General features: G+C 68.6%; 25 protein-coding genes and 1 tRNA gene. 10 read left to right on the top strand and 16 right to left on the bottom strand.

The window, feature by feature from the left end; genetic code table 11:
• Positions 1–368 precede the first annotated feature (368 nt).
• Entirely contained in the window at positions 369–3641 is a 3273-nt protein-coding gene (gene rne / locus LYSCAS_RS14040) for a ribonuclease E (protein ID WP_213434675.1), read from the top strand.
• A 33-nt stretch (positions 3642–3674) separates the two neighbouring features.
• Here the strand turns inward: rne and LYSCAS_RS14035 are convergent, their stop codons facing one another.
• The gene (locus tag LYSCAS_RS14035) at positions 3675–4322 is read right to left on the bottom strand and encodes a response regulator (protein WP_213434674.1); all 648 of its coding nucleotides are present in this window, start codon (positions 4320–4322) and stop codon (positions 3675–3677) included.
• A 183-nt stretch (positions 4323–4505) separates the two neighbouring features.
• Here LYSCAS_RS14035 and LYSCAS_RS14030 point away from each other — a divergent pair, with 183 nt between their 5' ends.
• Complete coding sequence (locus tag LYSCAS_RS14030) at positions 4506–5030, top strand: pyridoxamine 5'-phosphate oxidase family protein (RefSeq protein ID WP_213434673.1); 525 nt, start codon at positions 4506–4508, stop codon at positions 5028–5030.
• A 45-nt stretch (positions 5031–5075) separates the two neighbouring features.
• On the opposite strand, the gene LYSCAS_RS14025 is transcribed toward LYSCAS_RS14030, so the two are convergent.
• Positions 5076–7007 (bottom strand): alpha/beta hydrolase family protein, encoded by a 1932-nt coding sequence (locus LYSCAS_RS14025; protein ID WP_213434672.1) that lies wholly within the window; start codon positions 7005–7007, stop codon positions 5076–5078.
• A 129-nt stretch (positions 7008–7136) separates the two neighbouring features.
• Here LYSCAS_RS14025 and LYSCAS_RS14020 point away from each other — a divergent pair, with 129 nt between their 5' ends.
• The 6 genes from LYSCAS_RS14020 (at position 7137) to LYSCAS_RS13995 (ending at position 12894) form a co-directional block, all read left to right on the top strand.
• A complete protein-coding gene (locus LYSCAS_RS14020; RefSeq protein WP_213434671.1) occupies positions 7137–8108 on the top strand; it encodes a cation diffusion facilitator family transporter in 972 nt (323 codons plus the stop codon).
• Positions 8109–8193: 85 nt separating this feature from the next.
• Positions 8194–9006, top strand: a complete 813-nt coding sequence (locus LYSCAS_RS14015) for a hypothetical protein (RefSeq protein WP_213434670.1) — start codon at positions 8194–8196, stop codon at positions 9004–9006.
• Positions 9007–9013: 7 nt separating this feature from the next.
• A complete protein-coding gene (locus LYSCAS_RS14010; protein ID WP_213434669.1) occupies positions 9014–11434 on the top strand; it encodes a putative bifunctional diguanylate cyclase/phosphodiesterase in 2421 nt (806 codons plus the stop codon).
• 67 nt (positions 11435–11501) lie between these two features.
• Complete coding sequence (locus LYSCAS_RS14005; RefSeq protein WP_213434668.1) at positions 11502–12284, top strand: bestrophin-like domain; 783 nt, start codon at positions 11502–11504, stop codon at positions 12282–12284.
• Positions 12285–12360: 76 nt separating this feature from the next.
• Positions 12361–12618, top strand: coding sequence for a hypothetical protein (locus LYSCAS_RS14000; RefSeq protein WP_213434667.1), 258 nt, complete (start codon positions 12361–12363; stop codon positions 12616–12618).
• A gap of 15 nt (positions 12619–12633) precedes the next feature.
• Complete coding sequence (locus tag LYSCAS_RS13995) at positions 12634–12894, top strand: YegP family protein (protein ID WP_213434666.1); 261 nt, start codon at positions 12634–12636, stop codon at positions 12892–12894.
• Positions 12895–12936: 42 nt separating this feature from the next.
• Here the strand turns inward: LYSCAS_RS13995 and LYSCAS_RS13990 are convergent, their stop codons facing one another.
• From LYSCAS_RS13990 to LYSCAS_RS13980, 3 genes are read right to left on the bottom strand one after another with little or no spacing between them, the layout of a single operon-like run.
• Entirely contained in the window at positions 12937–13380 is a 444-nt protein-coding gene (locus tag LYSCAS_RS13990) for an EamA family transporter (RefSeq protein WP_213434665.1), read from the bottom strand.
• Between the two features lie 5 nt (positions 13381–13385).
• Entirely contained in the window at positions 13386–14513 is a 1128-nt protein-coding gene (locus LYSCAS_RS13985) for a PGAP1-like alpha/beta domain-containing protein (protein ID WP_213434664.1), read from the bottom strand.
• A 43-nt stretch (positions 14514–14556) separates the two neighbouring features.
• The gene (locus tag LYSCAS_RS13980) at positions 14557–14784 is read right to left on the bottom strand and encodes a hypothetical protein (protein ID WP_213434663.1); all 228 of its coding nucleotides are present in this window, start codon (positions 14782–14784) and stop codon (positions 14557–14559) included.
• Positions 14785–14905: 121 nt separating this feature from the next.
• Here LYSCAS_RS13980 and LYSCAS_RS13975 point away from each other — a divergent pair, with 121 nt between their 5' ends.
• Positions 14906–15355, top strand: a complete 450-nt coding sequence (locus LYSCAS_RS13975; RefSeq protein ID WP_213434662.1) for a hypothetical protein — start codon at positions 14906–14908, stop codon at positions 15353–15355.
• Here the strand turns inward: LYSCAS_RS13975 and LYSCAS_RS13970 are convergent.
• Positions 15352–15765 (bottom strand): acyl-CoA thioesterase, encoded by a 414-nt coding sequence (locus tag LYSCAS_RS13970; RefSeq protein WP_213434661.1) that lies wholly within the window; start codon positions 15763–15765, stop codon positions 15352–15354. The genes LYSCAS_RS13975 and LYSCAS_RS13970 overlap by 4 nt on opposite strands.
• Positions 15766–15850: 85 nt before the next feature.
• On the opposite strand from LYSCAS_RS13970, the gene LYSCAS_RS13965 reads away from it, so the two are divergent.
• A complete protein-coding gene (locus LYSCAS_RS13965; protein WP_213434660.1) occupies positions 15851–16636 on the top strand; it encodes a bestrophin-like domain in 786 nt (261 codons plus the stop codon).
• A gap of 72 nt (positions 16637–16708) precedes the next feature.
• Here the strand turns inward: LYSCAS_RS13965 and LYSCAS_RS13960 are convergent, their stop codons facing one another.
• From LYSCAS_RS13960 to LYSCAS_RS13915, 10 genes are all read right to left on the bottom strand, one after another.
• Positions 16709–17437, bottom strand: a complete 729-nt coding sequence (locus LYSCAS_RS13960; RefSeq protein ID WP_213434659.1) for a sulfite exporter TauE/SafE family protein — start codon at positions 17435–17437, stop codon at positions 16709–16711.
• Positions 17434–17592 (bottom strand): cbb3-type cytochrome oxidase assembly protein CcoS, encoded by a 159-nt coding sequence (gene ccoS / locus LYSCAS_RS13955; protein ID WP_213434658.1) that lies wholly within the window; start codon positions 17590–17592, stop codon positions 17434–17436. Before ccoS ends, LYSCAS_RS13960 begins: the two co-directional genes overlap by 4 nt.
• Positions 17589–20030 (bottom strand): heavy metal translocating P-type ATPase, encoded by a 2442-nt coding sequence (locus tag LYSCAS_RS13950; protein ID WP_213434657.1) that lies wholly within the window; start codon positions 20028–20030, stop codon positions 17589–17591. The genes ccoS and LYSCAS_RS13950 overlap by 4 nt, the downstream gene beginning before the upstream one ends.
• Positions 20027–20218 (bottom strand): hypothetical protein, encoded by a 192-nt coding sequence (locus tag LYSCAS_RS13945; RefSeq protein ID WP_213434656.1) that lies wholly within the window; start codon positions 20216–20218, stop codon positions 20027–20029. Before LYSCAS_RS13945 ends, LYSCAS_RS13950 begins: the two co-directional genes overlap by 4 nt.
• Before the next feature lie 2 nt (positions 20219–20220).
• On the bottom strand, positions 20221–21126 hold the full coding sequence (gene ccoP, locus LYSCAS_RS13940) for a cytochrome-c oxidase, cbb3-type subunit III (RefSeq protein ID WP_213434655.1): 906 nt from the start codon (positions 21124–21126) through the stop codon (positions 20221–20223).
• Entirely contained in the window at positions 21123–21281 is a 159-nt protein-coding gene (locus tag LYSCAS_RS13935; protein ID WP_213434654.1) for a cbb3-type cytochrome oxidase subunit 3, read from the bottom strand. Before LYSCAS_RS13935 ends, ccoP begins: the two co-directional genes overlap by 4 nt.
• Positions 21278–21916, bottom strand: a complete 639-nt coding sequence (gene ccoO, locus LYSCAS_RS13930; RefSeq protein WP_213437838.1) for a cytochrome-c oxidase, cbb3-type subunit II — start codon at positions 21914–21916, stop codon at positions 21278–21280. Before ccoO ends, LYSCAS_RS13935 begins: the two co-directional genes overlap by 4 nt.
• A 12-nt stretch (positions 21917–21928) precedes the next feature.
• Entirely contained in the window at positions 21929–23407 is a 1479-nt protein-coding gene (gene ccoN, locus LYSCAS_RS13925; protein WP_213434653.1) for a cytochrome-c oxidase, cbb3-type subunit I, read from the bottom strand.
• Positions 23408–23516: 109 nt separating this feature from the next.
• A tRNA-Ser gene (locus LYSCAS_RS13920) sits at positions 23517–23606 on the bottom strand.
• Between the two features lie 60 nt (positions 23607–23666).
• Entirely contained in the window at positions 23667–24104 is a 438-nt protein-coding gene (locus tag LYSCAS_RS13915; RefSeq protein WP_213434652.1) for an EF-hand domain-containing protein, read from the bottom strand.
• Positions 24105–24117 lie beyond the last annotated feature (13 nt).

Here is a 24117-nt window from a genome sequence, read left to right as displayed (position 1 = left end):
TGGATGCCACAACCGGCATCCGCAACGCGCAGGGCCGAAAGCCCGCCTCCCGCGATCCCCGTTCGAAGTGCGCGACCACCGCCCCCGGGGCGGCCATGTTAGCGGCTCGTCGGCAGGCCCGCGCATCGCCCGATGCGTCAGACGTCGGCGCTGAACAACGACCCGTGCGACGCGAAGGCATTCCTGCCGAGCGGCCGCCGGCCCCGCAAATTTTCGGACAGCAACAAGCGCTCCCGCGGCCTGCCGTGGTGTTGAAGCGCTGGAATACGAGAAGCGACACCATGCGCCACACGGGCGCGGGTGGCGCCGCGGTATCCAGAGGCGAACGCCCCGGCGTTCCGCGTGCGACAGCGCGCGAGGAACGCACAATGAAGCGAATGCTCATCAACGCGACGCAGGCGGAAGAACTGCGCGTCGCCACCGTCGACGGCCAGACCCTGTACGACATCGACATCGAACAACCGTCGAAGGAACAGAAGAAATCCAACATCTACAAGGGCCGCATCACGCGCCTTGAGCCCTCCCTGGAAGCCGCCTTCGTCGAATACGGCGGCGAGCGCCACGGGTTCCTGCCCCTGAAGGAAATCTCCCGCGACTATTTCGCGGCCGGCGTCGACCCCAACAAGGCGTCGCTGAAGGAACTCCTGCGCGAAGGCCAGGAGATCGTCGTCCAGGTCGACAAGGAAGAACGCGGCAACAAGGGCGCGGCCCTCACCACGTTCATCTCGCTGGCGGGCCGCTACATGGTCCTGATGCCCAACTCGCCGACCGCCGGCGGCGTCTCGCGCCGCATCGAAGGCGACGACCGCGCCGCCCTCAAGGAGGCGATGGACAAGCTGCAGATCCCCGACGACATGGGCGTGATCATCCGCACCGCCGGCGTGGGCCGCGACGCGGAAGAACTGCAGTGGGACCTGGATTACCTGCTGCAGGTGTGGAAGGCCATCGCCGAAGCCGCCCTCAGCAAGCCCTCGCCGTTCCTGATCTACCAGGAATCGCGCCTGATCATCCGCGCCCTGCGCGACTACATGCGCGCCGACATCGGCGAGATCCTCGTCGATACCGACGAGATGTACGCCGAGGCCCGCGAGTTCGTGCAGCAGGTCATGCCGCACAACCTGCGCAAGCTCAAGCATTACACGGACGACACCCCGCTCTTCAACCGCTTCCAGATCGAATCGCAGATCGAGAACGCGTACGAGCGCACCGTGCGCCTGCCCTCCGGCGGCGCCCTGGTGATCGACCAGACCGAAGCCCTGACCGCGGTGGACGTCAACTCCGCCCGCGCCACCAAGGGCGGCGACATCGAAGAAACCGCGTTCCACACCAACCTGGAAGCCGCGGAAGAAGTCGCGCGCCAGCTGCGCCTGCGCGACCTCGGCGGCCTGGTGGTGATCGACTTCATCGACATGTCGTCGAACAAGCACCAGCGCGAAGTCGAGAACAAGCTGCAGAACGCGCTCAAGTACGACCGCGCCCGCGTGCAGCTGGGCCGCATCTCGCGCTTCGGCCTGCTGGAGATGTCGCGCCAGCGCCTGCGTCCGAGCCTGGGCGAATCCAGCCAGCTGGTGTGCCCGCGTTGCGACGGCCACGGCCGCATGCGCAGCGTCGAATCGCTGTCGCTGTCCATCCTGCGCGTGGCCGAAGAGCACGCGATGAAGGAAAACACCGGGCAGGTCCTGGTGCAGGCGCCGACCGAGATCGCCAACTACCTGCTCAACGAAAAGCGCCGTGCGCTCGGTGAAATCGAGCAGCGCCACGATTCGCCGATCGTCATCGTCGCCGACGACCAGCTAGAAACCCCGCATTACGAAGTCACGCGCATCCGCGAGAACGAGCTCGGCGAAGAAACCAGCAAGCCGAGCTACCAGCGCGGCACGCCGCGCAAGCTCGCCACGCACGCGCTGACCAAGGCCCACCTCAACATCCCGAACCTGCCCGCGGTCACCGCGGTGAAGCCGGCGCAGCCGGCACCGGTGCGCGACGAAGTCCGCGACGAACCCAAGCCCGCCCCGATGCCGGTGGCGGTGGCCGCCCCCGTCGCCGCGCCCGCGGTCGGTGGCGTGGTCGGGTTCTTCAAGCGCCTGTTCGGTGCGCCCGCGCCGGTCGCCACGCCGGCGCCCGCGCCGCGTGCGACGGAAGAACAGCGTCGTCGCGAACGCGATGGTCGCCGCGACGGTCGTGGTCGTCCGCAGCAGGGCCGTGACGGCCAGGGCCGTCGCGACGAGCAGCGCCGCGATCGCAAGGACCAGCCGCAGCAGCAGAAGGGCCCGCGCAACGAAGGCCAGCAACAGAAGCAGCAGCAGGGCCAGCAGCAGGGTCAGCAACAAAAACAGGCCCAGCCGCAGCAACAGCATCAGAAGAAGCCGCGCGACCAGCAGCAGCCGCGTGGCGAACAGCAGCCGCGCGAACAGCAGGCCCAGCAGGCGCGCGAGCAGCAGCCTCGCGACCAGCAGCGCCAGGAACAGAAGCAGCGCCAGCCGCGCCAGGAACCGGTCGTCGATCCCGCGCTCGCCAATGCGCAGGTCGTGCAGCCCGGCGTCGTCGCCGCCAACGCGATGACGGATGCCACGCTCGCATCGGCCACGCTCGCCGCCGACCAGGCCGCCGATGCCACGCTCGCGACCTCCGTCGTCACCAACGATGCCGCACCGTCCACGGACGTCGCCGAAGGCGGCGAAGGCGGCGCACGCCGTCGTCGCGGCCGTCGCGGTGGCCGTCGTCGTCGTCGCGGCCAGGGCGGCGCGGAAGGCGAAGCCACGCAGGATGGCATGGCGCACGAGCACGACCAGGACCACGATGACGTCGAAAGCGGCGACGTCGCGGCCAACACGCGCGCGCAGCCGGAATTCGATTTCGACGACGAAGCGCCGGCCGCACCGATCGCATCGGCACCGGTCGCGTCGGCACGGGCCGCAACGCCCGCACCGATCGCCACGCCGGCACCGATCGCCGCCTCCGCGCCGACCGCGCCTCCGGTCGCAACGCCTGCGCCGGTCGCCACGCCTGCCCCGTACGTCGCACCGGCCTCGCCCGCCGACCCCGCCGCGGCGCCCGCACGCGATGCCGTCGCCACGCCGGACGCCTTCGCGTCCGCGCCGATCGAAGTCGAACCCGCGCGCACCGATACGGACACCAGCCGCCACACGCTGGCGACCGAATCGCTCGCGAGCGCGATCGAGAACGCACCGGGCGACTGGAACGACGCGCCCTACGCCGACGTCGCCACGCCCGCGCAGGCCATCGACGAAGTGAATTCGCCGGAGCCGATCGAACCGGCATCGACGTCGCGCGACATCGCCGCCACGCAGCCGCCGGCGTTCCAGGAGCCCGCATTCGAAGAACCGGCCGCCACGCCGTCGAATGCCGCCGCGTATGCACCGTCGTTCTCGCAGGCAGACCCGCAGCCCGCGCAGGCCGAAGACGTCGCGTCGTTGTTCGGCGCCGCGTCGCCGTCGCAGCCCTCGCCCGGCCTGTTCGATGCCATGCCGAGCGAAGACCCCGCCCAGGCCGCGGCGGATGCGATCGCCGACGAACCCGCGGTCGACGACACGCACGCGCGCGTCGCCGAGGCCTTCGAACCCGAAGCCACGCCGCCGCACCCGCAGCCGCCGCACGAAGACGCGCCGCGCAACGTGTGATGCAGGTGTAACGTCCCACCCTCCCGCGCCCGCCTACCAGGCGTGCGCGGGATCGGTCATGCCATACCGGCTCGCCATCCGCGCGAGCGCAATCGAATCGCTGATCCCCAGCTTGTCGAACAAGCGCGTCTTGTGCGTGTTGATCGTCTTCGCACTCAGGTGCAGGCGCCGCGCGATGTCTTCCTGCCGCATCCCGCGCACCAGCAGCAACGCCACTTCCAGTTCGCGCGGCGACAACGCGTCGAATGGCGACGCATTGCCGTCGATCCCCGACAACGCGATCTGCTGCGCGATCCCGTTGGCCAGGTAACGCTTGCCGCGCGCCGTCTCGCGGATGGCGCGCATCAACTCCTCGGCGTCGTGCCCCTTGCCGACATACGCCGACGCACCCGCCGCAATCGCACGCCGTGGAATCGGACCATCCTGCAACGCCGACAGCACGATCACGCGTGTGCCGAATTCGCCGCGCACCACGCGCTCGGTGACTTCCAGCCCGCTGATGCCGGGCAGGTGCACGTCGCACACCAGCACGTCCGGACGCAGCCGCCGCAGCACGGGCAATGCGTCCTCGCCCGAGTCGGCCTGCCCCACCACGGCGAAGCCACCCTGCGCTGCCAGCAAACTGCACAGCGCGTCGCGCACCAGCACGTGGTCGTCGACCACGAACACGCGGATCGTCATTCCCTGACCTCCTTGCCGGCGCCCAGCCTACGTTCGCCGCGCCGCGAGCCGCTGCGAAGCGCGTCAGGTTTTGCCCTGCGGATGTTTCGCTTCGTGAAGCGGCTGTTGCCCGCTGCGCGCACGCGGCCTTGATCGTCGATGCGTTATTCGTGCGCTCCCACGCATCGATCCGGAGCCACCCGCATGCACCACGAACACGATCCGAGCGAACTCGCCGCGAAGTTCTGGAAGGCCCTCAAGTCCGACCGCACGCTGATGCTCGGCCTGGATGGCGTCGAAGACGGGCATTCGCGCCCGATGACCGCGCAGATCGAAGGCGACGCGGGCGGCCCGATCTGGTTCTTCACCGGCAAGCCCAACGCCGTGGCCGATCACCTCGAAGGCAACGGCAGCCGCAAGAATGGGCGCGCCATCGCCGCATTCACCTCGAAGGGCCACGACCTGTTCGCCAGCGTGCAGGGCACGTTGACGATCGACAACGACCGCGCCGTCATCGATCGCCTGTGGAATCCCTTCATCGCCGCGTGGTTCGAAGGCAAGGACGATCCGAAACTCGTGCTGCTGCGCTTCGATCCCGACCACGCCGAAATCTGGCTCAACGAATCCAACCTGCTCGCGGGCGTCAAGATGCTGCTCGGCATCGACCCGAAGGTGGACTACAAGGACAACAGCGCCGAGGTCGACCTGCGCAACCAGCGCGTGCAGTAACCGAACCCCGCCGCGCCGGCGACCTGCCGGCGCGACGGCGGCGAATCACGGCGCCGAGGCCGCCGTCGCCGGCGCCGTGTTGCGCGCGAAGAACGCCAGCAGCTTCGTGTAGAAATCCGCTTCGTCCGCGTCGATGTTCAAGCCGTGGCCTTCGTTGGGATATTCGATCGACTCCACCGCCAGGCCGGCCTTCTTCATCGCCTTGACCATCGCGCGCGAATGCGCCACGTCGACGCGGCCGTCCAGCCGCCCGTGCCCGATCAACACCGGCACCTTGATGGACGCGACCTGCTTCGCCGGCGAACGCGCCGCCAGGTCCGTTTCATCCTTGCCCAGCACGCGCGCCAGGTATTCCATGCCGTAGTCCGAGCGACGGATGCCGCCCCACTTGTACATCTTCGCCAGGTCCAGCGGCCCGGCGTAGCTCGCCGCGCAGCGATACAACGCCGGCTCGCGCACCGCGCCCATCAGCGCGGAATACCCGCCGTAGCTCGCGCCGTACACGCACACGCGGCCCGCATCCGCGATGCCCTGCGCGATCGCCCACTTCGTCGCATCGGTCACGTCGTCCTGCATCGCGCGGCCCCACTGCTTGTAGCCGGCGGTTTCGAACGACTTTCCGTAACCGCCCGAACCACGGAAGTTCACGCGCAGCACCGCGTAGCCCTGGCTCGCGATCAACGCGCTTTCCTGGTCGAAGGTGGCATCGTCGAACGGACCATGCGGCCCGCCGTGCACGAGCACGATCATCGGCAGGTTGCGTTCCTTGCCCGGCGGCAACGTCAGCACGCCGTGCAGCGGCATGCCGTCGCGCGCCACCAGCGACACGTCGCGGCTCGGCGGCAGCGTGTTTTCCGGCAGCCACGCACGGCTGCGCGCGATCAGCGTCGCCTTCTTCGCCGCGCGGTCGAAGAGGTAATACGTCCCGGGATCGCGGTCGCCGAAGGTTTTCACGATCGCCTTGTTGCGATCGCGCGTGGCGCTGGTGATCGCCACCACGCGGCCGGGGAACGCCGCCAGGATCTGCTTGATCGCCGCCGCATCCGGATGCGTCGAATCCCAGACCACCGCCACCGGATGCGTCGGGCGGAAATACGCGCCGATCGGCGTCACCCCGTCGAACGCGTAGATGGTGCGCGTCGCGTCGGATTCCGGATCCTGGTGCACCTGCGTGCGCGCGCCGGTCGCGAAATCGTAGCGCTCGATCGCCGAGGCGCCCGTGGCACGCTCGGCTTCCAGGTAGGCGTGCTCGCCGTCGGCAGTGATGCCCAGCGGATACACGTGCAGGCCGCTCTTTTCGCTGTCGTTGATGAGCGTCCAGCCCTCCTGGCCCGGGGTGTGCACCTGCAGGCGCGTCATCGCCTTGTCGTCTTCGGAAATCGAGAAGCGCACGTTGCCATGGCGATCGGCGAACAACTCCGATTCGCGGTCGGGCGCCACGATCACTTTCTCGCCGGTGCGCGCCAGGTGGCCGATCTCGGCCTTGCGCACTTCGTCGAAGCACTTGCCGTCCTTCCAGTCCGAGCATTCGTGGACGAGCAGGTGGTTGGGATCGCCTTCGATGGTCGCCAGGAAATTCGAGGGCAACAGGTACTTGTCCCGGCCGTCGCGCGAGACGATCCACATCGCCGGCCGCACGAACGCCACCTTGTACTTGCTGTCGGTGCGGTTGGCCGACAGCAGCACGCGGTCGTCGTCGATCCAGCGCAACTTGCCCACTTCGCCCTGCGTGCCCGGATCGAAGCGCACTTCCGCCGCCATCGTCGCCAGGTTGCGGATCGTGATCTGCGTGCTTTCGCCGATGCGCTCGGCCACGGCCACGCGCGTGCCGTCGGGCGAGACCTGGATCTGCTCGATCGATGCGCGCTTGAGGAACACCTTCCAGTCCGGCGCCTGCGCCCCCGCCTGCCCCGCCCACGCACACGCCAGCACCAGCGCGGCCATGCGTGCCCGCGCGCCCCATTCATGCATTGCCATTGGAATCCCCTGTCGAACCGATCCTTTCCCCGCGTCAGTGCACCCGAAAACCCCGGGCGGTTCAAGCAGGGGTGAGCGAAAGCGCACACCGGCACGGGCGCTTCACCCGTCGCGCCGGAGGATCGGCGGATGCCCGCCCAAGGAAGAAAGAAGGTGGTCGTCGCCGCCCTGCTCGGCAACGGCGCCATCGCGGCCACGAAGTTCGTCGCGGCGTTCATCACCGGCAGCTCGGCGATGCTCAGCGAAGGCGTGCATTCGCTGGTGGACACCTGCAACGAACTCTTGCTGCTGCACGGGATGCGGCGCGCCGCACGCCCCGCCGATCCCGCGCATCCCTTCGGCCACGGCCGCGAGATCTACTTCTGGAGTTTCATCGTCGCGCTGCTGGTGTTCGCGCTCGGCGCGGTGGCGTCCGCGGCGCAGGGCATCATGCACCTGCGTCATCCCGAGCCCATCGAACGCCCGCTCGTGAACTACCTGGTGCTCGGCGCATCGCTCGCGTTCGAAGGCGCATCGTGGTGGGTGGCGATGCGCGCGTTCCACAAGGCGAAGGGTGACGACGTCGGCTGGTTCGACGCATTCCGCGCCAGCAAGGACGCCAGCACGTTCACCGTGCTGTTCGAAGACACCGCAGCGATCCTCGGTCTGCTGATCGCCTTCGCCGGCGTGGGCGCCTCGCACCTCACCGGCGATCCGCGCTTCGATGCGATGGCCTCGCTCGGCATCGCGGTGGTGCTGGCGGCGGCCTCGTTCCTGCTCGCGCGCGAAACCAAGGCGTTGCTGCTCGGCGAGACCGCACCGCAATTGCTGAGCGATGCGTTGCTGCGCATCGCCGCCGACGATCCCGCGGTGCGGTGCGCCAACGGCGTGCTCGCGATCCAGATCGGGCCGGACTCGGTGGTGGCGGCCTTGAGCGCGGAATTCGAGGACACGCTGACCACGGACGACATCGAAGCCTGCGTGCGCCGCATCGAACGCGCGGTGCAGCGGGAACATCGCGATGTCGTCGCGCTGTTCATCAAGCCGCAGACGGCCGCGACGTGGGCCGAACGCGCGAAGCGACTGGCCGACCACGACGACGCACCGCCGCTGCTGCCCTGATGAATGCGCGTGCGCGCTGCGCGCTTCGCACGCCCTGCACTCCGCCGGCGCCAACCTCCAGCGCTTGAATCCGGGAGATCTTCGCTTGTCGCGCGACACCCCCGTCAACCTGTTCTGGACCGGCGGCTGGGATTCCACGTTCCGCCTGCTGCAGCTGCTGCTCGAACACCGCCTGCCGGTCGCGCCGGTGTACCTGATCGACGACACGCGCGCATCCACGCAGTTCGAGTTCGACACCATGGACGCGATCCGCGACGCGTTGTTCGATGCGTATCCGCGCGCGCATGCGCTGCTGCGACCGACGCAGGTCTCGCGCGTCTCCGACATCGCACCCGACGCCGAACTGGACGCCGGCTACGCGCGCCTGGCGGCCAGGTACGGCATGGGCAACCAGTACGCGTGGCTCTCGCGTTACTGCCGGCAACAGCGGTTGCGCGGCATCGAACTGAGTTGCGAATGCGCCTTGCACGGCGCGGGCGTGATGCTGCAGGCGAACATCGCGCCGATGGAAACGCCGCAGGGCTACGCCTCGTTCCACATTCCGCCCGGCGCGCCCGATCCGGATGCCTCCCTGCTCTTCGGCGCCTTCGGCCTGCCCTTGGTGCGCACCACGCGACAACAGATGGTCGCGCAGGCGCAACGCGAAGGCTGGATGCGCCTGATGGGGATGACCTGGTTCTGCCACCACCCCACGCGCGCCGGCACGCCGTGCGGCTTGTGCAACCCGTGCCTGGCCTCGATCAAGCAAGGCTTCGGCTGGCGCGTGTCGCGCCCGCGGCGCGCGCTGGGCACCGTCTATCGCATGACGCTGCTGCCGTTGCGCAACGCCGCGCGGCGCATCGTGCTGAAACACCGGGAGGCGCGGGCTTCACGCCCGATGGCGCGAACAGTGTCCTAATCCGTCCATGGCGTTCATGGCGGACCCGCGTCCGATCCTGGTGTTCCTGGCGGAGGCGCTGGGACTGGCGCTGATCGTGCTCGGATTGTTCCGCCTGCGATGGCGGTTCGGGCTCACGCCGCTGTACGTCGTGCTGGGCGTGTTCCAGCCGATCCAGGCAGTGCTGGCGTCCACCGTGTACGTCGCGCTCTGGCACGGCATGGTAGTCAGCCCGTCCACGCTGCCCTTCGGCGCCAGCCTGCTCGCGTTGTTCCTGGTGTACGTGCGCGAGGATGCGCTGGAAGCGCGCAAGCTGATCTACGGCGTGCTGTTCGCCAACCTGACGATGACTATCCTGCTCTGGGTCGTGAGCCGGCATTTGCACAGCGCGGGCACGTTGAACCTGTTGTCCGTCGACGGGGCACTCTTCAGCCAGGGCGCGCGCGTCACCGCGGTCGGCACCGTGGCGCTCGTGCTGGATGTGTTGCTGCTGGTCGTGCTGTACACCGCGGCCGGGCGCCTGCTGCCGCGCATGCCGGTGCTGCGCACCTGGATCGCGCTGACCGGCGCCCTGGTGTTCGACGCCTTCGCCTTCGTCACCGGCGCGTTCTTCGAGCGCCCCGACTACGCGGACCTGCTGGCGGCCAGCGTCACCGGCAAGGCGATCGTGGGCACGTTGTATTCGCTGCTGGCGGTGGGCTACCTGCGCTACGTCGAACACACCGCCGCGCCGACGACGCTGATGGACTATCCGTTGCGCGACGTCTTCTACTCGCTCACGTACCGCGACAAGTTCGAAGCCGAGCGCGCGCACCGCGAGTCCGAACTGCGCCAGGTCTTCGAACGCATCACCGATGCGTACATCGCCATCGATCCGGCGGGCACGGTCACGTACGCGAATGCGAAGGCGGCCGACATCATCGGCGTGCCGGCGGCCGCGCTGGTCGGGCGCACCGTGGAGCAACTGGTGCCACGCGAAGGGATCCCGCTGCGCATGGCGATCCGGAAAGCCATGGACACGCAGCGGGCGGTGGAAATCGAGGAACACTATTCGTCGCTCGGGCGCTGGTTCGAAAGCCGCGTGTTTCCGTCGGCCAACGGCGTCACGGTGTATTTCCAGGATGTCACCGATCGCGTCGCGCAACGCCAGGGCCTCGAGCGCCTCGCCACCATCGACGAACTCACCGGCCTCCCCAACCGCGCCGCCATGCGCGGCCGCATCGACCGCATGCTCGCCGAGCGCGGCGACGGTACGGGCGGCATCGCGCTGCTCAACCTGGATCGCCTGCACCAGGTCAACGACACGCTCGGCTACGGCGCGGGCGATGCGGTGCTCACGCAGGCGGCGGCGCGCTTGTCCGGCATCGCCGAGGCGCACCATTGCGTCGTGGGCCGCGTGGGCGGCGACGATTTCGCGCTCGTGTGCCCCGGCTGCAACCTCGAGGAGGTGCATCGCCTCGCTACGCTGGCCACGCAGGCGCTCGGCGAACCCTTCCAGTTCGACGGCGAACCGATCTACATGACGTGCAGCGCCGGCCTCACGCTCGCCACGCAGGACAGCGACGCGCTGCGCCTGCTGGGCGAAAGCGATCTCGCGCTCAACCTCGCCAAGCAGCAGGGCCGCAATCGCGTGGCGGCCTATTCGACCGAACAGGCGCGCGCGATCGCACACCGCGTCGCGATCACCGCGCGCATGCGCGATGCGCTCGACCACGGGCACTTCCATTTCCACCTGCAGCCGCTCGTCGCGGCCGCCACCGGCCACATCACCGGGGCCGAAGCGTTGCTGCGCTGGACGAGCCCGGACATGGGCGTGGTGTCGCCCGCCGATTTCATTTCCGTCGCCGAGGAAACCGGCTTCATCGTGCCGCTGGGCGACTGGGTGCTGCATGCGGTGCTCGCGTTGCAGGCGCAATGGATGCGCGAATTCGGTGGCGCGCGCCCGATTTCGGTGAACGTTTCGGCCGTGCAATTGCGACGCCCCACGTTCGAAGACGACATCCGCAAGGCCTTGCGCCTCGCCGGCGTCCCCGCCGAGCAACTGAAGCTGGAGATCACCGAGAGCGCGATCATGGAAGACACGCCGAACCTCGTCGCGATGCTGCGGCGCGTGCGCGATTCGGGCGTGCGCATTTCGCTCGACGACTTCGGCACCGGCTATTCGAGCCTGGCCCTGCTGCGCCACCTGCCGATCGACGAGATCAAGATCGATCGCGTGTTCGTCGCCGGCGCGATGGAGGATGCGTACGCCGCCACCTTGTGCCGCGCGATCATCACCATGAGCCGCGAATTGCGCTTCGCGGTGGTGGCCGAAGGCGTGGAGACCGCCGAACAGGCCGCGTTCCTGCGCGATGCCGGCTGCGACACGCTGCAAGGCTTCTTCTACAGCCGCGCGGTGGCCCCGCCGGACTTCCGCCAGTTCCTGCTCGCAGGCGCGCCGCTGCGATGAATGGCCGCAATCCATTGTCCGATTGCGTTGCACGAAAAGGGATTCCCGCGAACGAGACGGTGCGCCGATGATCCACCTGGCCGAAGCCACCGCGCTCGCGGTCCTGCTGTTGTTCCTGGGGATGCTGGTGTGTTCGGAAATCGGGCGCCGCATCGCGCGCGTGCGCCTGGCGCGCGATCCCGATGGTGCGAAGTCCGGGGCCGGCGCGGTGGACACTGCGGTGTTCGGCCTGCTCGGGCTGATGATCGCCTTCACCTTCTCCGGCGCAGCCTCGCGATTCGAAGCGCGCCGGCACCTCGTCTCCGACGAAGCCAACACGATCGGCACCGCGTACCTGCGCCTCGACCTGCTGCCGTCCGATGCGCAGCCCGCGTTGCGCGCGCTGTTCCGCCGTTACGTGGATGCGCGCGTGGCCACGTACCGCGATGTCGACGACATCGACCACGCGCGGGCGCGCCTGGACGCCGGCGTCGCCTTGCAGTCGGCGATCTGGACGCAATCGGTTGCCGCCTGCAGCCGCACCGGCGTGGAATCCCGCGCGTGCCTGCTGCTGTTGCCCGCGTTGAACGACATGATCGACATCACCACCACGCGCGCGACGGCCACGCAGAACCACCCGCCGGTCGTCATCTTCGTGCTGCTCGGCGCCCTGTGCCTGCTCGGCGCACTGCTGGTGGGGTACGGCACCGCCATCGGCCGCGAGCGCAGCTGGCTCCACACCACCACCTTCGCCGCCACGCTGGCGCTGAGCGTGTTCGTGATCGTGGACCTGGAATTCCCGCGCCTGGGTCTGATCCGCATCGACCAGGCCGACCAGGTGCTCATCGAACTCGGGAAGACCATGCGGTGAATTCAGCCACCTGAAAGCAGGGACCGGCGCACAGGCGTAGTCTCGTCACGCACCTTCCACGAACGTGACCGATCCCATGCGGCTCAACGTCTTCTCCTGTCGGGATGGCTTCGTCCTTTCGGCCGATTGCATGCTCGCCCCGCGCGCCGCGGAGATGGATTGCGGGCCGGTCTCGGCGCTGCTCGGGACCATCAATTGCACCGAGCTCCCCGAAGACGTCTGCGCCGACATCAACAATCAGGTCGATGCGCGCCAGTACGCCTTCGTGACCATGGAGGTCGCGGTCTCCAGCAACTTGCGTGCCCTCATCGAAGACAGCGCCCGCATCGCCTGATCCACACGTTGTCACATGGCCGTCCGTGCAACGCGGCGCGTTGTACCCGGTATGGACATCGTGCGCGCGGAGGCGTCGATGGGCTTCGAGGTGTACCAGCACCACGACCTGGCCGAATGGCGATGGCGCCTGTTCGCCGTCGACGGCCTGCTCGCGACGGGCGGTCCCTACCCCTCGCTGGACGACTGCCTGGAAGCGATCCGCCTCGTGCAGGGCACCAACACCTCCACGCCCGTGTTCGACGCGAAGACCGGATCGCTGGTCCCGCAGGGCTGATGCGTCACGCGTGATCGGCCGGTGCCTCGCGCCCCGGCCCGGTCACGCCTTGCGCGCGGGTATCGCCAGCACCAGCACGCCCATCGCCACCAGCGCGATGCCCGTCCATTCGCGCAGCGTCGGTCGCTCGCCGAGGAAGGCGTACGCGAACACCGCGACCAGCACGAGGCTGAACTTGTCGACGGGCGCGACCTGCGAAGCGTGCCCGAGTTGCAGCGCGCGGAAATAGCAAACCCACGACGCACCGGTCGCCAGCGCCGACAGCGCGAGGAACAGCAGCGTGCGCGGCGGCAGCAAGCGCGGATCGCTCCACTTGCCCGCCACGCCGACGAACGCGGCGAGCACGAACACAATCACCACCGTGCGGATGAGCGTGGCGAAATCCGAATCGACGCCCTGGATGCCGATCTTCGCGAAGATCGCGGTGAGCGCGGCGAAGCAGGCCGACAGGGCGGCCCAGAAGAACCAGGTGTAAGGCTGCGTCATGGCCGTCAGCGTCGCAGCCAGCGCGCGAGGCGCTGGTAAACGGCCTCGCTGCCGAGCAGGCCGAGATGGTGCGTGTCCGTCGACAGCCAGCGGCGCGAAGCCGGGATGCGCAGGTTGCGTGCCGGATCGTCGTGTTCGCCGAAAGCGCTGGCCACCGGGACGAGCCCGTCGGTGCGCGCGGCGATCGCGTACAGGCGCACATGCTTCGGCACCTTCGGCGCATCGCCCGGCGTGCCGTGCCGCAAATCGGTGATGCCTGCGCTGCGCACCTTCCCGAGTTTCACGAACGGCGCGCTGTACGGGCTGATCGCGATCAACTGGTCGGCCCACGCACCCGCGCGTTCGAGCGGCGCGCCGTGGTGCGGCGTGCCGAGGAACACGATGCGGACCGGACGTTGCGTCCACGCAAGCTGTTCGCGCAGCCCGGCCTCGAGCGCACGGCGCGCGACCAGGCCGCCCATGCTGTGGCAGAGCAGCACGATCTCTTCGACCGGCACGGGCCATGCATGCACGAGTTGATCCAGCAACGTCGCGAACGCGAGCCCGTTCGCCGCGACGGGGCGCCCGGTGTTGTAGTGCAGGTCGACGCGGGTGTAATCGTGTTCACGGGCAAGCGCTTCGCCATGATCGTGTCCGGCGTAACGCCACTGCAGGTCGTTCATGCACAGGCCGTGCAGCGTGACGAGCAATTTGCCGCGGGTGTTCGCGGGCAGCGCGTCGCGTTCGAGCGGCGCGCCCGCGACGCGGAACTGCATCCGGATCGCCAGCGGATTGCCGCTGGTCTCCAGGTGATCGCCGAGCACCCCGTTGATCGCCGCCACCAACGCCTCGCGTTGCGGCGACACGCCACCGCCGCCGAGCACCGGCGCGAGCGCGGCCAGCGAGCGATCCACGCCCGCACCGACGAGGCGCGTCACGCCCCGCACGCTGCGATACACGAATCCCGTCAATCCCGTCGTGGTGGCAGGCGCCGGGCGCCCGAGGATCGCGGGCAGGTGCCCGATCGCCGCATGCATCGCTTCAACGATGTCGGTCGCGCCGGTGACGCCGTCGATCGCGAGGCGGCCCACGCCGCGCAGGTCGGCTGCGAGGCGGGAGGTCGGGTCGATCGCGTGTTCGTCGGAAGGCGGCACCCGGCGAGTCTAGTGCATGGGATGTCGCCGACCGCGCAACGCTTCAGCCCACCATGTCCCGGGGCTGGCCGTAGAAGAACTGTGTCGGCGTGAGCCGGGCACAGGGATGTTCGGTCAGCTGCAACGCGATCTTCGTGCAGATCTCGGCACCCAGGCTCGTGCCTGCCACGACGCCCAGGTACAGCCCCGCGTCGCTGCCGGAATACTTCTTCGGATGTGGGACCAGGATGTAGTCCCCTCCTCGCCCGCGATAGACGTTCATCAGCCACATGGCACTTCCCCCTGCTTGCCGGATCTCCGATCGATCCGCCCTGTCATTGAAGCCAACGCCGTCGGTGGCCGTGGGCGGTCACTCGCACCACCGATACACGACCGGGCGCATGCTTCCCGCGATGGCAAGGCACCTCCTGATCGGCGTAGCGTTGGCCTGCACGAGCGGTGGCGCGCTCGCGGCGAACTTCTGTTCGGTCACGCCCACCACGATGGACTGCCGCTACACCACGCTCGCGGCCTGCGAACGCACGCTGCTCGAAACCCGCGGCCAGTGCCTCGCGAACCCGGAAGTGCTGCCCACGCCGCCGCCGCGCGACACCGACGTCACCCCGCCAGCAAAAGTCACCACCCTGCCCCCGCCGCCGGCGCCGTTCGGCACGCCGCTGGATCCGGATTCATGGCGCAAGGGCGTGGACGTCGGCAAGACGATCCTGGAAGAACAAAGCAAGCGCCCCGGGGAGCCGGGTTACCTCGTGCTCTACCAATGCCCGATGCCCGGCGGCGGCGTCGTGTTTTCCGCCGCGATGCAATCGGCGGGCTGCACGATCATCCACCTGCAGCAGTACTAGCGTTCGTCGAACAACGCCCGCACGTCGGCCGGCCAGTCCGCCGACCGCTGCGTCGCCTTGTCGACGTAGGCCACCACCATGCGGCACTTCGACGCGATCGCCCCGCGCGCATCCGTCATCGTGCAATCGATCAGCGCATCGGCGCCGACGAACGCGCGGACGAACGACGCGATGGTGACGACCTGGTCGCCGACGACGGGACGGATGAAATCGACCTCGATGCGCTTCACGAACGTCATGAAGGGCAGCCCTTCGAGCGTGCGCAGGTCCCACCCTGCCTGTTCGCGCAGCGCCTCCATGCGGTGGTCGACGTAGTACGCCGGATACATCGCGGTGCGCATGTGCCTGTACGGGTCCAGGTCGGAGAACCGGATGCGGTGCGTGGTGGTGTGGGTCGCCGGCGTCGCCATGCCGTTTTCCACGGGGGAACCGTGAAAACCCGGACGCCGGCGCGGTGCTAGATTCGGCGCCTGTGCGGCGCTGCGAGCATCGGCCATGAGCATGGATTCGATCCCCATCTGGGGGTTCTTCTTCGGCACGATCCTGGTCGTGATGGCCTCGGCTGAAGCCGGCGTGCGCCTGGGCCTGTGGTCATTGCAACGCGCCGACCACGAGAAGGAATCCTCGGCCTCCGGCGTGTCGGGCGCGATCCTCGGGCTCACCGCCTTCATGCTGGCCTTCACCTTCGGGATCGTTGCGCAGCGCTTCGATGCCCGCAAGGAACTCGTGCGCGACGACGCGAGCGCGATCCGCGGCGCCTACCTGCGCGCCGATTTCCTGCCGGAGCCCGAACGCACCGAAGCGCGCCGCCTCACCGCCCGCTACCTCGATGTGCGCCTGTCGTTCGTGCAGGGCGCCAGCATGGACCCGGCACACCTGCGCGATGCGCGCGCGGAAACCCAACGAATCCAGCGCCGCCTGTGGGAACTCGCCCGCGCCAACGCCGCGCGCGACATGAACTCCGACATCGGCGCGTTGTACGTCGAAGCCCTCAACACGCTGTACGACGTCGACGCGCAGCGCATGGCGATCGGCCTGCAGGCGCGCGTGCCGTTCGGCGTGTGGGCCCTGCTGCTCGCGCTGATGGTGCTCGGCATGGTGAGCATCGGCTACTTCACCGGCATCGCGGGATCGCGACGCTCCAAGGCCATGCCGATCCTGGCGATCGCGTTCGCCGCGGTGGTGCTGGTGATCGCGAAACTGGATCGACCGAGCGAAGCCACGGTGACGCAGCAGCCGTTGATCGACCTGCAGACGTTCATCCGCGGGAGTGCGCGCTGAGCGCGCGGCTCACCCCATCGGCGCCGCCACCGGGAATTTCCAGCTGCCGTCCAGGATCTCGCGCATGGCGCGTCAGATCCGCGTGCTGCACAACATCGGGAGCCAGGCGTACAGCGACGGCATCGCGTGCTCCATCCACGGCGCGGCGCACGTGAGGATCGCCGCCAGCAGGAGCATGGCACCGGCGATGTAACGCGCGTGCGGGAGTGCGGCGAACCGCGCGAGCCGATGCGCACCGAACGCGGCGATCAACATCGCCGGCACGGTGCCGAGGCCGAACACCAGCATCGTCGCGGCGCCACTCGCGGCGTCCTGCTGCACCGTGGCGAGCAGCAGGACGGTGTAGACGAGGCCGCACGGCATCCAGCCCCACACCATGCCGAAGGCGATGGCGCGCGGGAGCGAGCTGACCGGCAACAGTTTCCGGCCAACGGGCGCGAGATGGCGCCAGACATTCCCGCCGATCACGCGGCCCGGTTCGCGCAAGCCCCCGAAGGCGACCAACGCCGTCAGCAACAACACGAGCGCCGTGAGCACGCGGAGCGTGCGGCGCACGGCTTCGATGTCGAGCAGGCCCACCAGCGCTCCCAATGCGCTGGCGACCAGCACGCCGGCCAGCATGTAGGAACTGATGCGGCCCACCTGGTACCCCACGAGCAGCACCGGGCGCGTGCGACCGCGTGCGTCCTTCGCCGTCGCCATGCCCAGCGCCGCCGTGATGCCGCCGCACATCGCCAGGCAATGCCCGCTCGCAGCCAGCCCTAGCAGCAACGCCGCGCTCAACGTCAGCAGGCCGGTCACGGCGGCCGCTCCTCTCCCGGCGGATCGTCGAGCGGCAGCAGCGCCGGCGTGTCCATGTCGTCGAACTGATCGTGGTCGACGGCCCAGAAGAACACCGCCACCGCCGCGCCCACGAACAACAGCGACAACGGGATCATCAGCAGCAGGATGATCATGCCCACCGCCTCCGCAACGCCGCGCGTGCGTCATGGGCAGGCGGGTTGATCGCATCGATGCGCCACGTGTTCAGCACCACGCCGAACGAACTCAACGCCATGCCGAACGCCGCCAGCCACGGCGGCACGAAGCCGAGCGCCGCCAACGGCATCGCGGCGAAGTTGTAGAACAGCGCCCATCGCTGGTTCTGGCGGACGATCGCGAGGGTCTGTCGCGCCATGTCGCGCGCCGGTGCGATCACATCCAGGCGTCCGCGCGCGAGCACGATGTCGCTGCTGGCCTGTGCCAGCTCGGCGCCTTCGGCGAGCGCGATGCCGACGTCCGCGCCTGCCAGCACCGGCGCATCGTTGACGCCGTCGCCGACCGCCACCACACGCGCACCCGTGGCACGCAACGCCGCCATCCAGGCCACCTTGTCGGCCGGCGATTGGCGCGCGCGCCATTCGGACACCCCGAGGCGCTGCGCGATCTCCGCGACGCGCTCCGGGGCATCGCCGCTCGCGATCGAGACCGTCATGCCCTGCTGCTGCAAGGCCGCGATCGCGGCACGTGCATCGGCGCGCACGGATTCCGACAACCGGAAGGCCGCGATCGCACCCGCGTCGTCGGCGAGCACCACTGCATCGTCGCAAGCCATGGGCACGGGCAGCCCACCGAGCGCGAAGTCACTGCGCCCGAGCCGCACAGTCCGGCCATCCAACGTGGCGCTGATGCCCAGGCCCGCGTGCGACACCACATCGCCGAGGGCATCGTCGACCTGATCGGCATGCGCCGCCGCGATGGCCCGCGCAATCGGATGACGGCTGCGACGCGCGAGCGCTGCGGCCATGCGCAGCGCGTCATCGCGCGCGATGCCGTTCAACGGCACGACATCGGAGAGCGACAACGTCGTGTCCGTCAGCGTGCCCGTCTTGTCGAACAACACATGCGTGCACCCTGCCAGGTCCTGGATCGCGTCCGGTTTCACCACCAGCACGCCGTGCTGCGCCAACGCCGCGACCGCGCGCGTGATGGCCACCGGCACCGCCAGCGCGAAGGCGCACGGACACGAAATCACCAGCACGGCGACCGATGCCGTCAACGCACGCGAAGGATCGACGACGCTCCACGCGATGGCGACCACCGTCGTCAACGCGAGCACGCAGGCGACGAAGCGCCCCGCCGCACGTTCGCCGACACGCGCCAGTCGTGGCCGTTCCGCTTGCGCGCGGCCCACCAACGCGGTGACGCAGGCGAGTGCCGTGTCGGCGCCCACGCGCGCCACGCGCATGCGCACCGGTCCGCGTTCGAGGATGGACCCGGCGATGAGCACGTCGCCGCGCTGCTTGCGCACCGGCGCGGATTCGCCGCTGAGCAAGGCCTCGTTGGCGCTGCACTGCGCATCGAGCAGCGTCCCGTCGGCGGGCACGATGCCGCCTTCCGCCACGTGCACGCAGTCGCCGATCCGCAGCGTGTGCACCGCGACGCGACGCAATGTCCCGTCCGCCTCCTGCCGCTCGGCGAACGGCGGCGCCAGGCGCGCCAACGCATCGGTGAGATCACCGGCGCGGTGCCGCGCACGCATCTCGAGATAGCGGCCTGCCAGCAGGAAGAACACGAACATCGAAATCGAATCGAAGTACACCTCGCCGCTGCCGCGGAGCGCTTCGAGCAGGCTGGCCGCGTACACGGTGATGATTGCGAACGCGACCGGCACGTCCATGCCCAACTGCCCTGCCCTGAGCGAACGCAAGGCACCCGCAAGGAACGGCTTGGCCGAATAGAACACGACGGGCGTGGCGACCAGGAAGCCGAACCAGCGCAGCAGGTCGCGCGTGGGCGCATCGGCGGCGGCGCCGAGGTAAAGCGTCGGCGCATACATCATCGCCTGCATCGCGCCGAAGGCCGCGACCAGCAAGCGCTTGAGCGCGGTGCGCGATTCGTCGCGGCGCGCATCGTCGAGCCCCTTCGCATCCAGCGGACGCGCACGGAATCCGATCCGGGGCAACGCTGCCACGATCCGCGCGAGCGTCGTCTCCGGTTCGCGCCACACCACGCGCGCGCGGCGCGAAGCGGCGTTGACCTGGATGGCCACGATGCCCGGCATGGCGCCGAGCGCGCGCTCGATCAGCCAGACGCACGCCGTGCAATGGATCCCTTCGACAAGCAGCAGGCTTTCGCGCAGGCCGGCGCCGAGGTCGCGCACGACATGGCGCGCGTTCTCGCCTTCGAGCCACGCCGTGTCGACGGCGTCGGTGGCGGCATCGGACAACGCGATGCCGGGCGCCGTGCGCAACGTGTAGTACTTCTCCAGCCCGAGGTGTTCGATCCATTCCGCGGCGGCCCGGCACCCCATGCAGCACATCGCGCGCATCTGCCCCGCGATCCGCACCTGGAGGTCGATCCCCGGTGGCAACGCTTCGCCGCAATGCCAGCAGCGTCGCTCTGGCAGGTTCATGGCGGCGGCGGCGTTTCCCGCGCGACCGGTACGCGCAGCACGGTGTCTTCGGCGACAGGCCCCGGGTCGGCGGGAAGCCGGGAGGCGAACACGATCAATCCGATGCAGCCGGTGACCGAGGCCAGCAGGATCGACAACGCGAGCCAGAGCACGGGCTGCTGGTACCAGCGCTCGCCCGGGGCGGCCATGCCTACTTTCCTGCCGGGCGTCCGTGCGCCGCTTGCGCCACCACCCAGGCCGCGACGAGGCGCGATTGATCCACGCCCAGTCGCGTGCGCCAGGCCGGCATGACGCCGGTGCGACCGTCACGGATGCTCGTCGTGATGTCCGACCAATCGTTGCCGTACAACCAGGTCTGGTCCGCGAGGCTCGGCGCGATCGTCGCGCGGCCCACGCCGCCCGGCCCGTGGCACGACACGCAGAACATGTCGTAACGCTCGTGCCCGGCCTTGACCTGCCAGTCGCGACTCGCGTTGCCGCTCAGGCTCTGCAGGTACGACGCCACTTCTTCGACACCGTCCTTCTGCAGCGCCTGGCCCCACGGCGGCATCACCGCGCTGCGGCCATCGAGGATGCTTGCCAGGATCGCGTCCTCGCTGCCGCCGAATTGCCACACGGCGTCGGTGAGATCGGGTGCGCCCACGTGCGGATTCCCGCGCGCGCCCTTGCCATGGCAGGCCGCGCAGTTGTCCTGGAACAGGCGCCCGCCGACGTCGATCGCGTTGCGATCCTTCGCCAGCTGCGCGATGGTCATCGCGCGCCACGGGTTGTTCTGCGAGGCGCGCTTCGCCGTATTGGCCGCGGTGTCCCGCTGGTGTTGTTCGGGCGAACTCCACCCCAGCACGCCCGCGAAGTTGCCGAGCCCGGGATACAGCACGAGGTAGCCGATCGCCCACGCGAAGGCCCCGATCGACACCGCCACCCACCACCACGGCAGCTTGTGCAGGCCTTCGCGGATGCCATCCCAGTTGTGCCCGGTGGTGCCGTCGTCCTGCACGGGGATGTGCACGCGCAGCCCCCACGCGAACAGGAACAGGCTCACGCCGATCGTCACCACGGCCAGCACGACCACCCAACCCGACCAGAATCCGCTCATCGGTCGTCCTCGTCCGTGTCGTGCATCGGCAGCCGCGCCATCGCGTCGAATTTGCGCTTGTGGCGCGGGCGCCACGCCCAGTACCAGATGGCCACGAACACCACCGTCATCAGCACGATGCCGGCGCCGATCAAATTGCCCCAGATCGGATTCATGGCGCTTTCGCCGCGATGCCGCTGCCGGACGCCGGATGCACGCCCAGGCCCTGCAGGTACGCCACGACGGCGTCCAGTTCGGTCTTGTGCAGGACCATGTCCGGCGCACCCGCGATCTGCGCGTCGGTGTAGGGATCCCCGAGCGTGCGCAGTACGCGCATCCTGGCCTGCACCTCCTCGCCGTTGATGTACGTGTGCGAGAGCCACGGGTAGTCCGGCATGTTCGATTGCGGCACGACGCTGCGCGGCGCTTCCAGGTGCACGCGATGCCACGCATCCGAATACTTGCCGCCGATGCGTGCGAGGTCCGGCCCAGTGCGCTTGGAGCCCCACTGGAACGGGCGGTCGTACACCGAGTCGCCGAGCGTCGAATACTCGCCGTAGCGTTGCGTCTCGAAGCGCAACGTCCGGATCATCTGCGAATGGCAGGTGTAGCAGCCTTCGCGCACGTAGATGTCGCGCCCGACCAGGCGCAATGCATCGTAGGGCTTGACGCCCGGTGACGGCTTGATCGAATTGGCCTTGATGAAGAGCGGCGTGATTTCCGCCAGGCCGCCGAACGACACCATGATCGCGATCAGCACGCCCAGCAGGCCCGCGTGCTTCTCGACCGTTTCGATGTGGCGGTATTTCAGGCCCATGGTCGGTCACCCCTTCGCCGGCAACGGTGGGGGCACCTGCAACGGCGTGGGCTCGTGGATGTCCTGCGGGATCGGCACCAGCACGGCCTTGATGGTGCGTTTGCGCGCCTGCGCGGCGGTGCACCACAGGTTCCACACCATGATCACCATGCCGCTGAGCACCAGCACGCCGCCGAACAACCGCGCGATGTAGAACGGGCGGATCGCGACGAGGCTGTCGAGGAAGCTGTGGACGAGCTGGCCGTCGGCGTTGGTTTCGCGCCACATCAGGCCCGCGGTGAGCCCGGAGGACCACATCGACACGATGTAGATGAGCAGCCCGACGGTGTGCAGCCAGAAGTGCACGTTCATCGCGCGGACCGAATGCATCTGGGGCCGGCCCAGGGCCTTCGGCGCCATCGCGTACAGCGAGCCGATCGCGATCATCGCCACCCACCCGATCGCGCCGAAATGCACGTGCGCCACCGTCCAGTCCGTGTCGTGCGTGAGCGAGTTGACCGACTTGATGGCCATCATCGAGCCTTCGAACGTCGTGCCCGCGTAGCAGACCAGCGCCAGCACCATGAACTTGGCCGCGGGGTCCACGCGCACCTGGTGCCACGACCCGTTGAACGTCATCAGGCCGTTGGCGGCCGAGCCCAGGCTGGGCATCAGCAGCAGCAGCGAGAACGCCATGCCGACCGACTGCACCCAGTCCGGCAGCGAGGTGTACAGCAGGTGGTGGGAACCGGCCCACATGTACACCGAGATCAGCGCCCAGAAATTGATGATCGAGAAGCGGTAGCTCCACAGCGGCTGCTGGGCCTGGCGCGGCACGAAGTAATACATCATCGCCAGGAACCCGGCGGTCAGGAAGAACGCCACGGCGTTGTGGCCGTACCACCACTGCACCATCGCGTCGACGCCGCCCGAATAGATCGGATACGACTTGCCGATCGACACCGGGATCACCAGGTTGTTGACGATGTGCAGCAACGCCACGGCGATGATGAACGCGCCGTAGTACCAGTTGGCCACGTAGATGTGGCGGATGCGCCGCTTCGCCAGCGTCGCGAAGAACACCACCGCGAAGCTCACCCACACCACGGCGATGAGCAGGTCGATGGTCCATTCGGGTTCGGCATATTCCTTGCTCTGCGTGTACCCGAGCGGGATGGTCACCAGCGCCAGCACCATCGCGGTTTGCCAACCCCAGAACACGAACGTCGCCAGCCGACCGAGCGCGAGGCGCACGTGCCCGGTGCGCTGCACGACGTAGAAGCACGTGCCCATCAGCGCCGAACCGCCGAAGGCGAAGATGATGGCGAAGGTGTGGTCGGGGCGCAGCCGCCCGAACGACAGCCACGGCGTGTCGAAATTCAGCGCCGGCCAGACGAGCTCCGAAGCGACGTACACCCCGAGCGACATGCCCACGACGCCCCACAGTGCCGCGGCGAGCAGGAACAGCCGGATGACCTGGTCATCGTAGGTTTCAGCGTTCGGCACGGCATCGGTCCACCGGCGCGCGGGAATGCACGGGGGGACACTAGGTCCGCGGGAGGCGGGGGTTCAATTGGGCATTGGCCCAACGAGGCGGACCGAAACGTGTGGGAGATGGCGGAGGGAGTGGGATTCGAACCCACGGTTGTCTCTCGACAACGCCGGTTTTCAAGACCGGTGCCTTAAACCACTCGGCCATCCCTCCGGATCGCGCGCACTTTACGGGCTCCCCTGCCCAGCGACAAATCCGGAGGGACGCGCAGCCTCAGTGGATCAACGGCACGCCGAAGCCCGCGCGGAACTCGGCTTCGTCCAGGTTGCCGTCCTTGTTGGTGTCCAGCCACTGGAAGCGGGTCTCGCCGCCGCGGCGCAGTTCTTCGTCGCTCAGCACGCCGTCGCCGTTGCGATCGGCGTTGCGGATGCGGTCGGCGGCGGACGGCTGGCCATCCTGCTGCGGGCCGAGGATCGCCTGCACTTCGGCGGCGGAGATGCTGTTGTCGTGGTTGGTGTCGATGGCATCGAACGTCTTCTCGTTGCCGTACTCGTCTTCGCTCACCTTGCCATCGCGATTGGTGTCGAAGGCGGCGAAGCGGCTCTTGGCGTCGTGGCTGGCGGCCGGATGCGCCACCTGCGCCACGCCGGCACCCGCCAGCAGCAGCCCCACGGTGAGCGATACGGCAGAGACGGTGCGCGAAACGGTCATGGCGGACTCCTTG

Source organism: Noviluteimonas caseinilytica (assembly GCF_018406605.1).
In the GTDB taxonomy this organism is placed as follows: Bacteria; Pseudomonadota; Gammaproteobacteria; order Xanthomonadales; family Xanthomonadaceae; genus Noviluteimonas; species Noviluteimonas caseinilytica.
The sequence above is the reverse complement of the archived record's forward strand: the minus strand, read 5'-3'. Positions and strand labels throughout refer to the sequence as shown.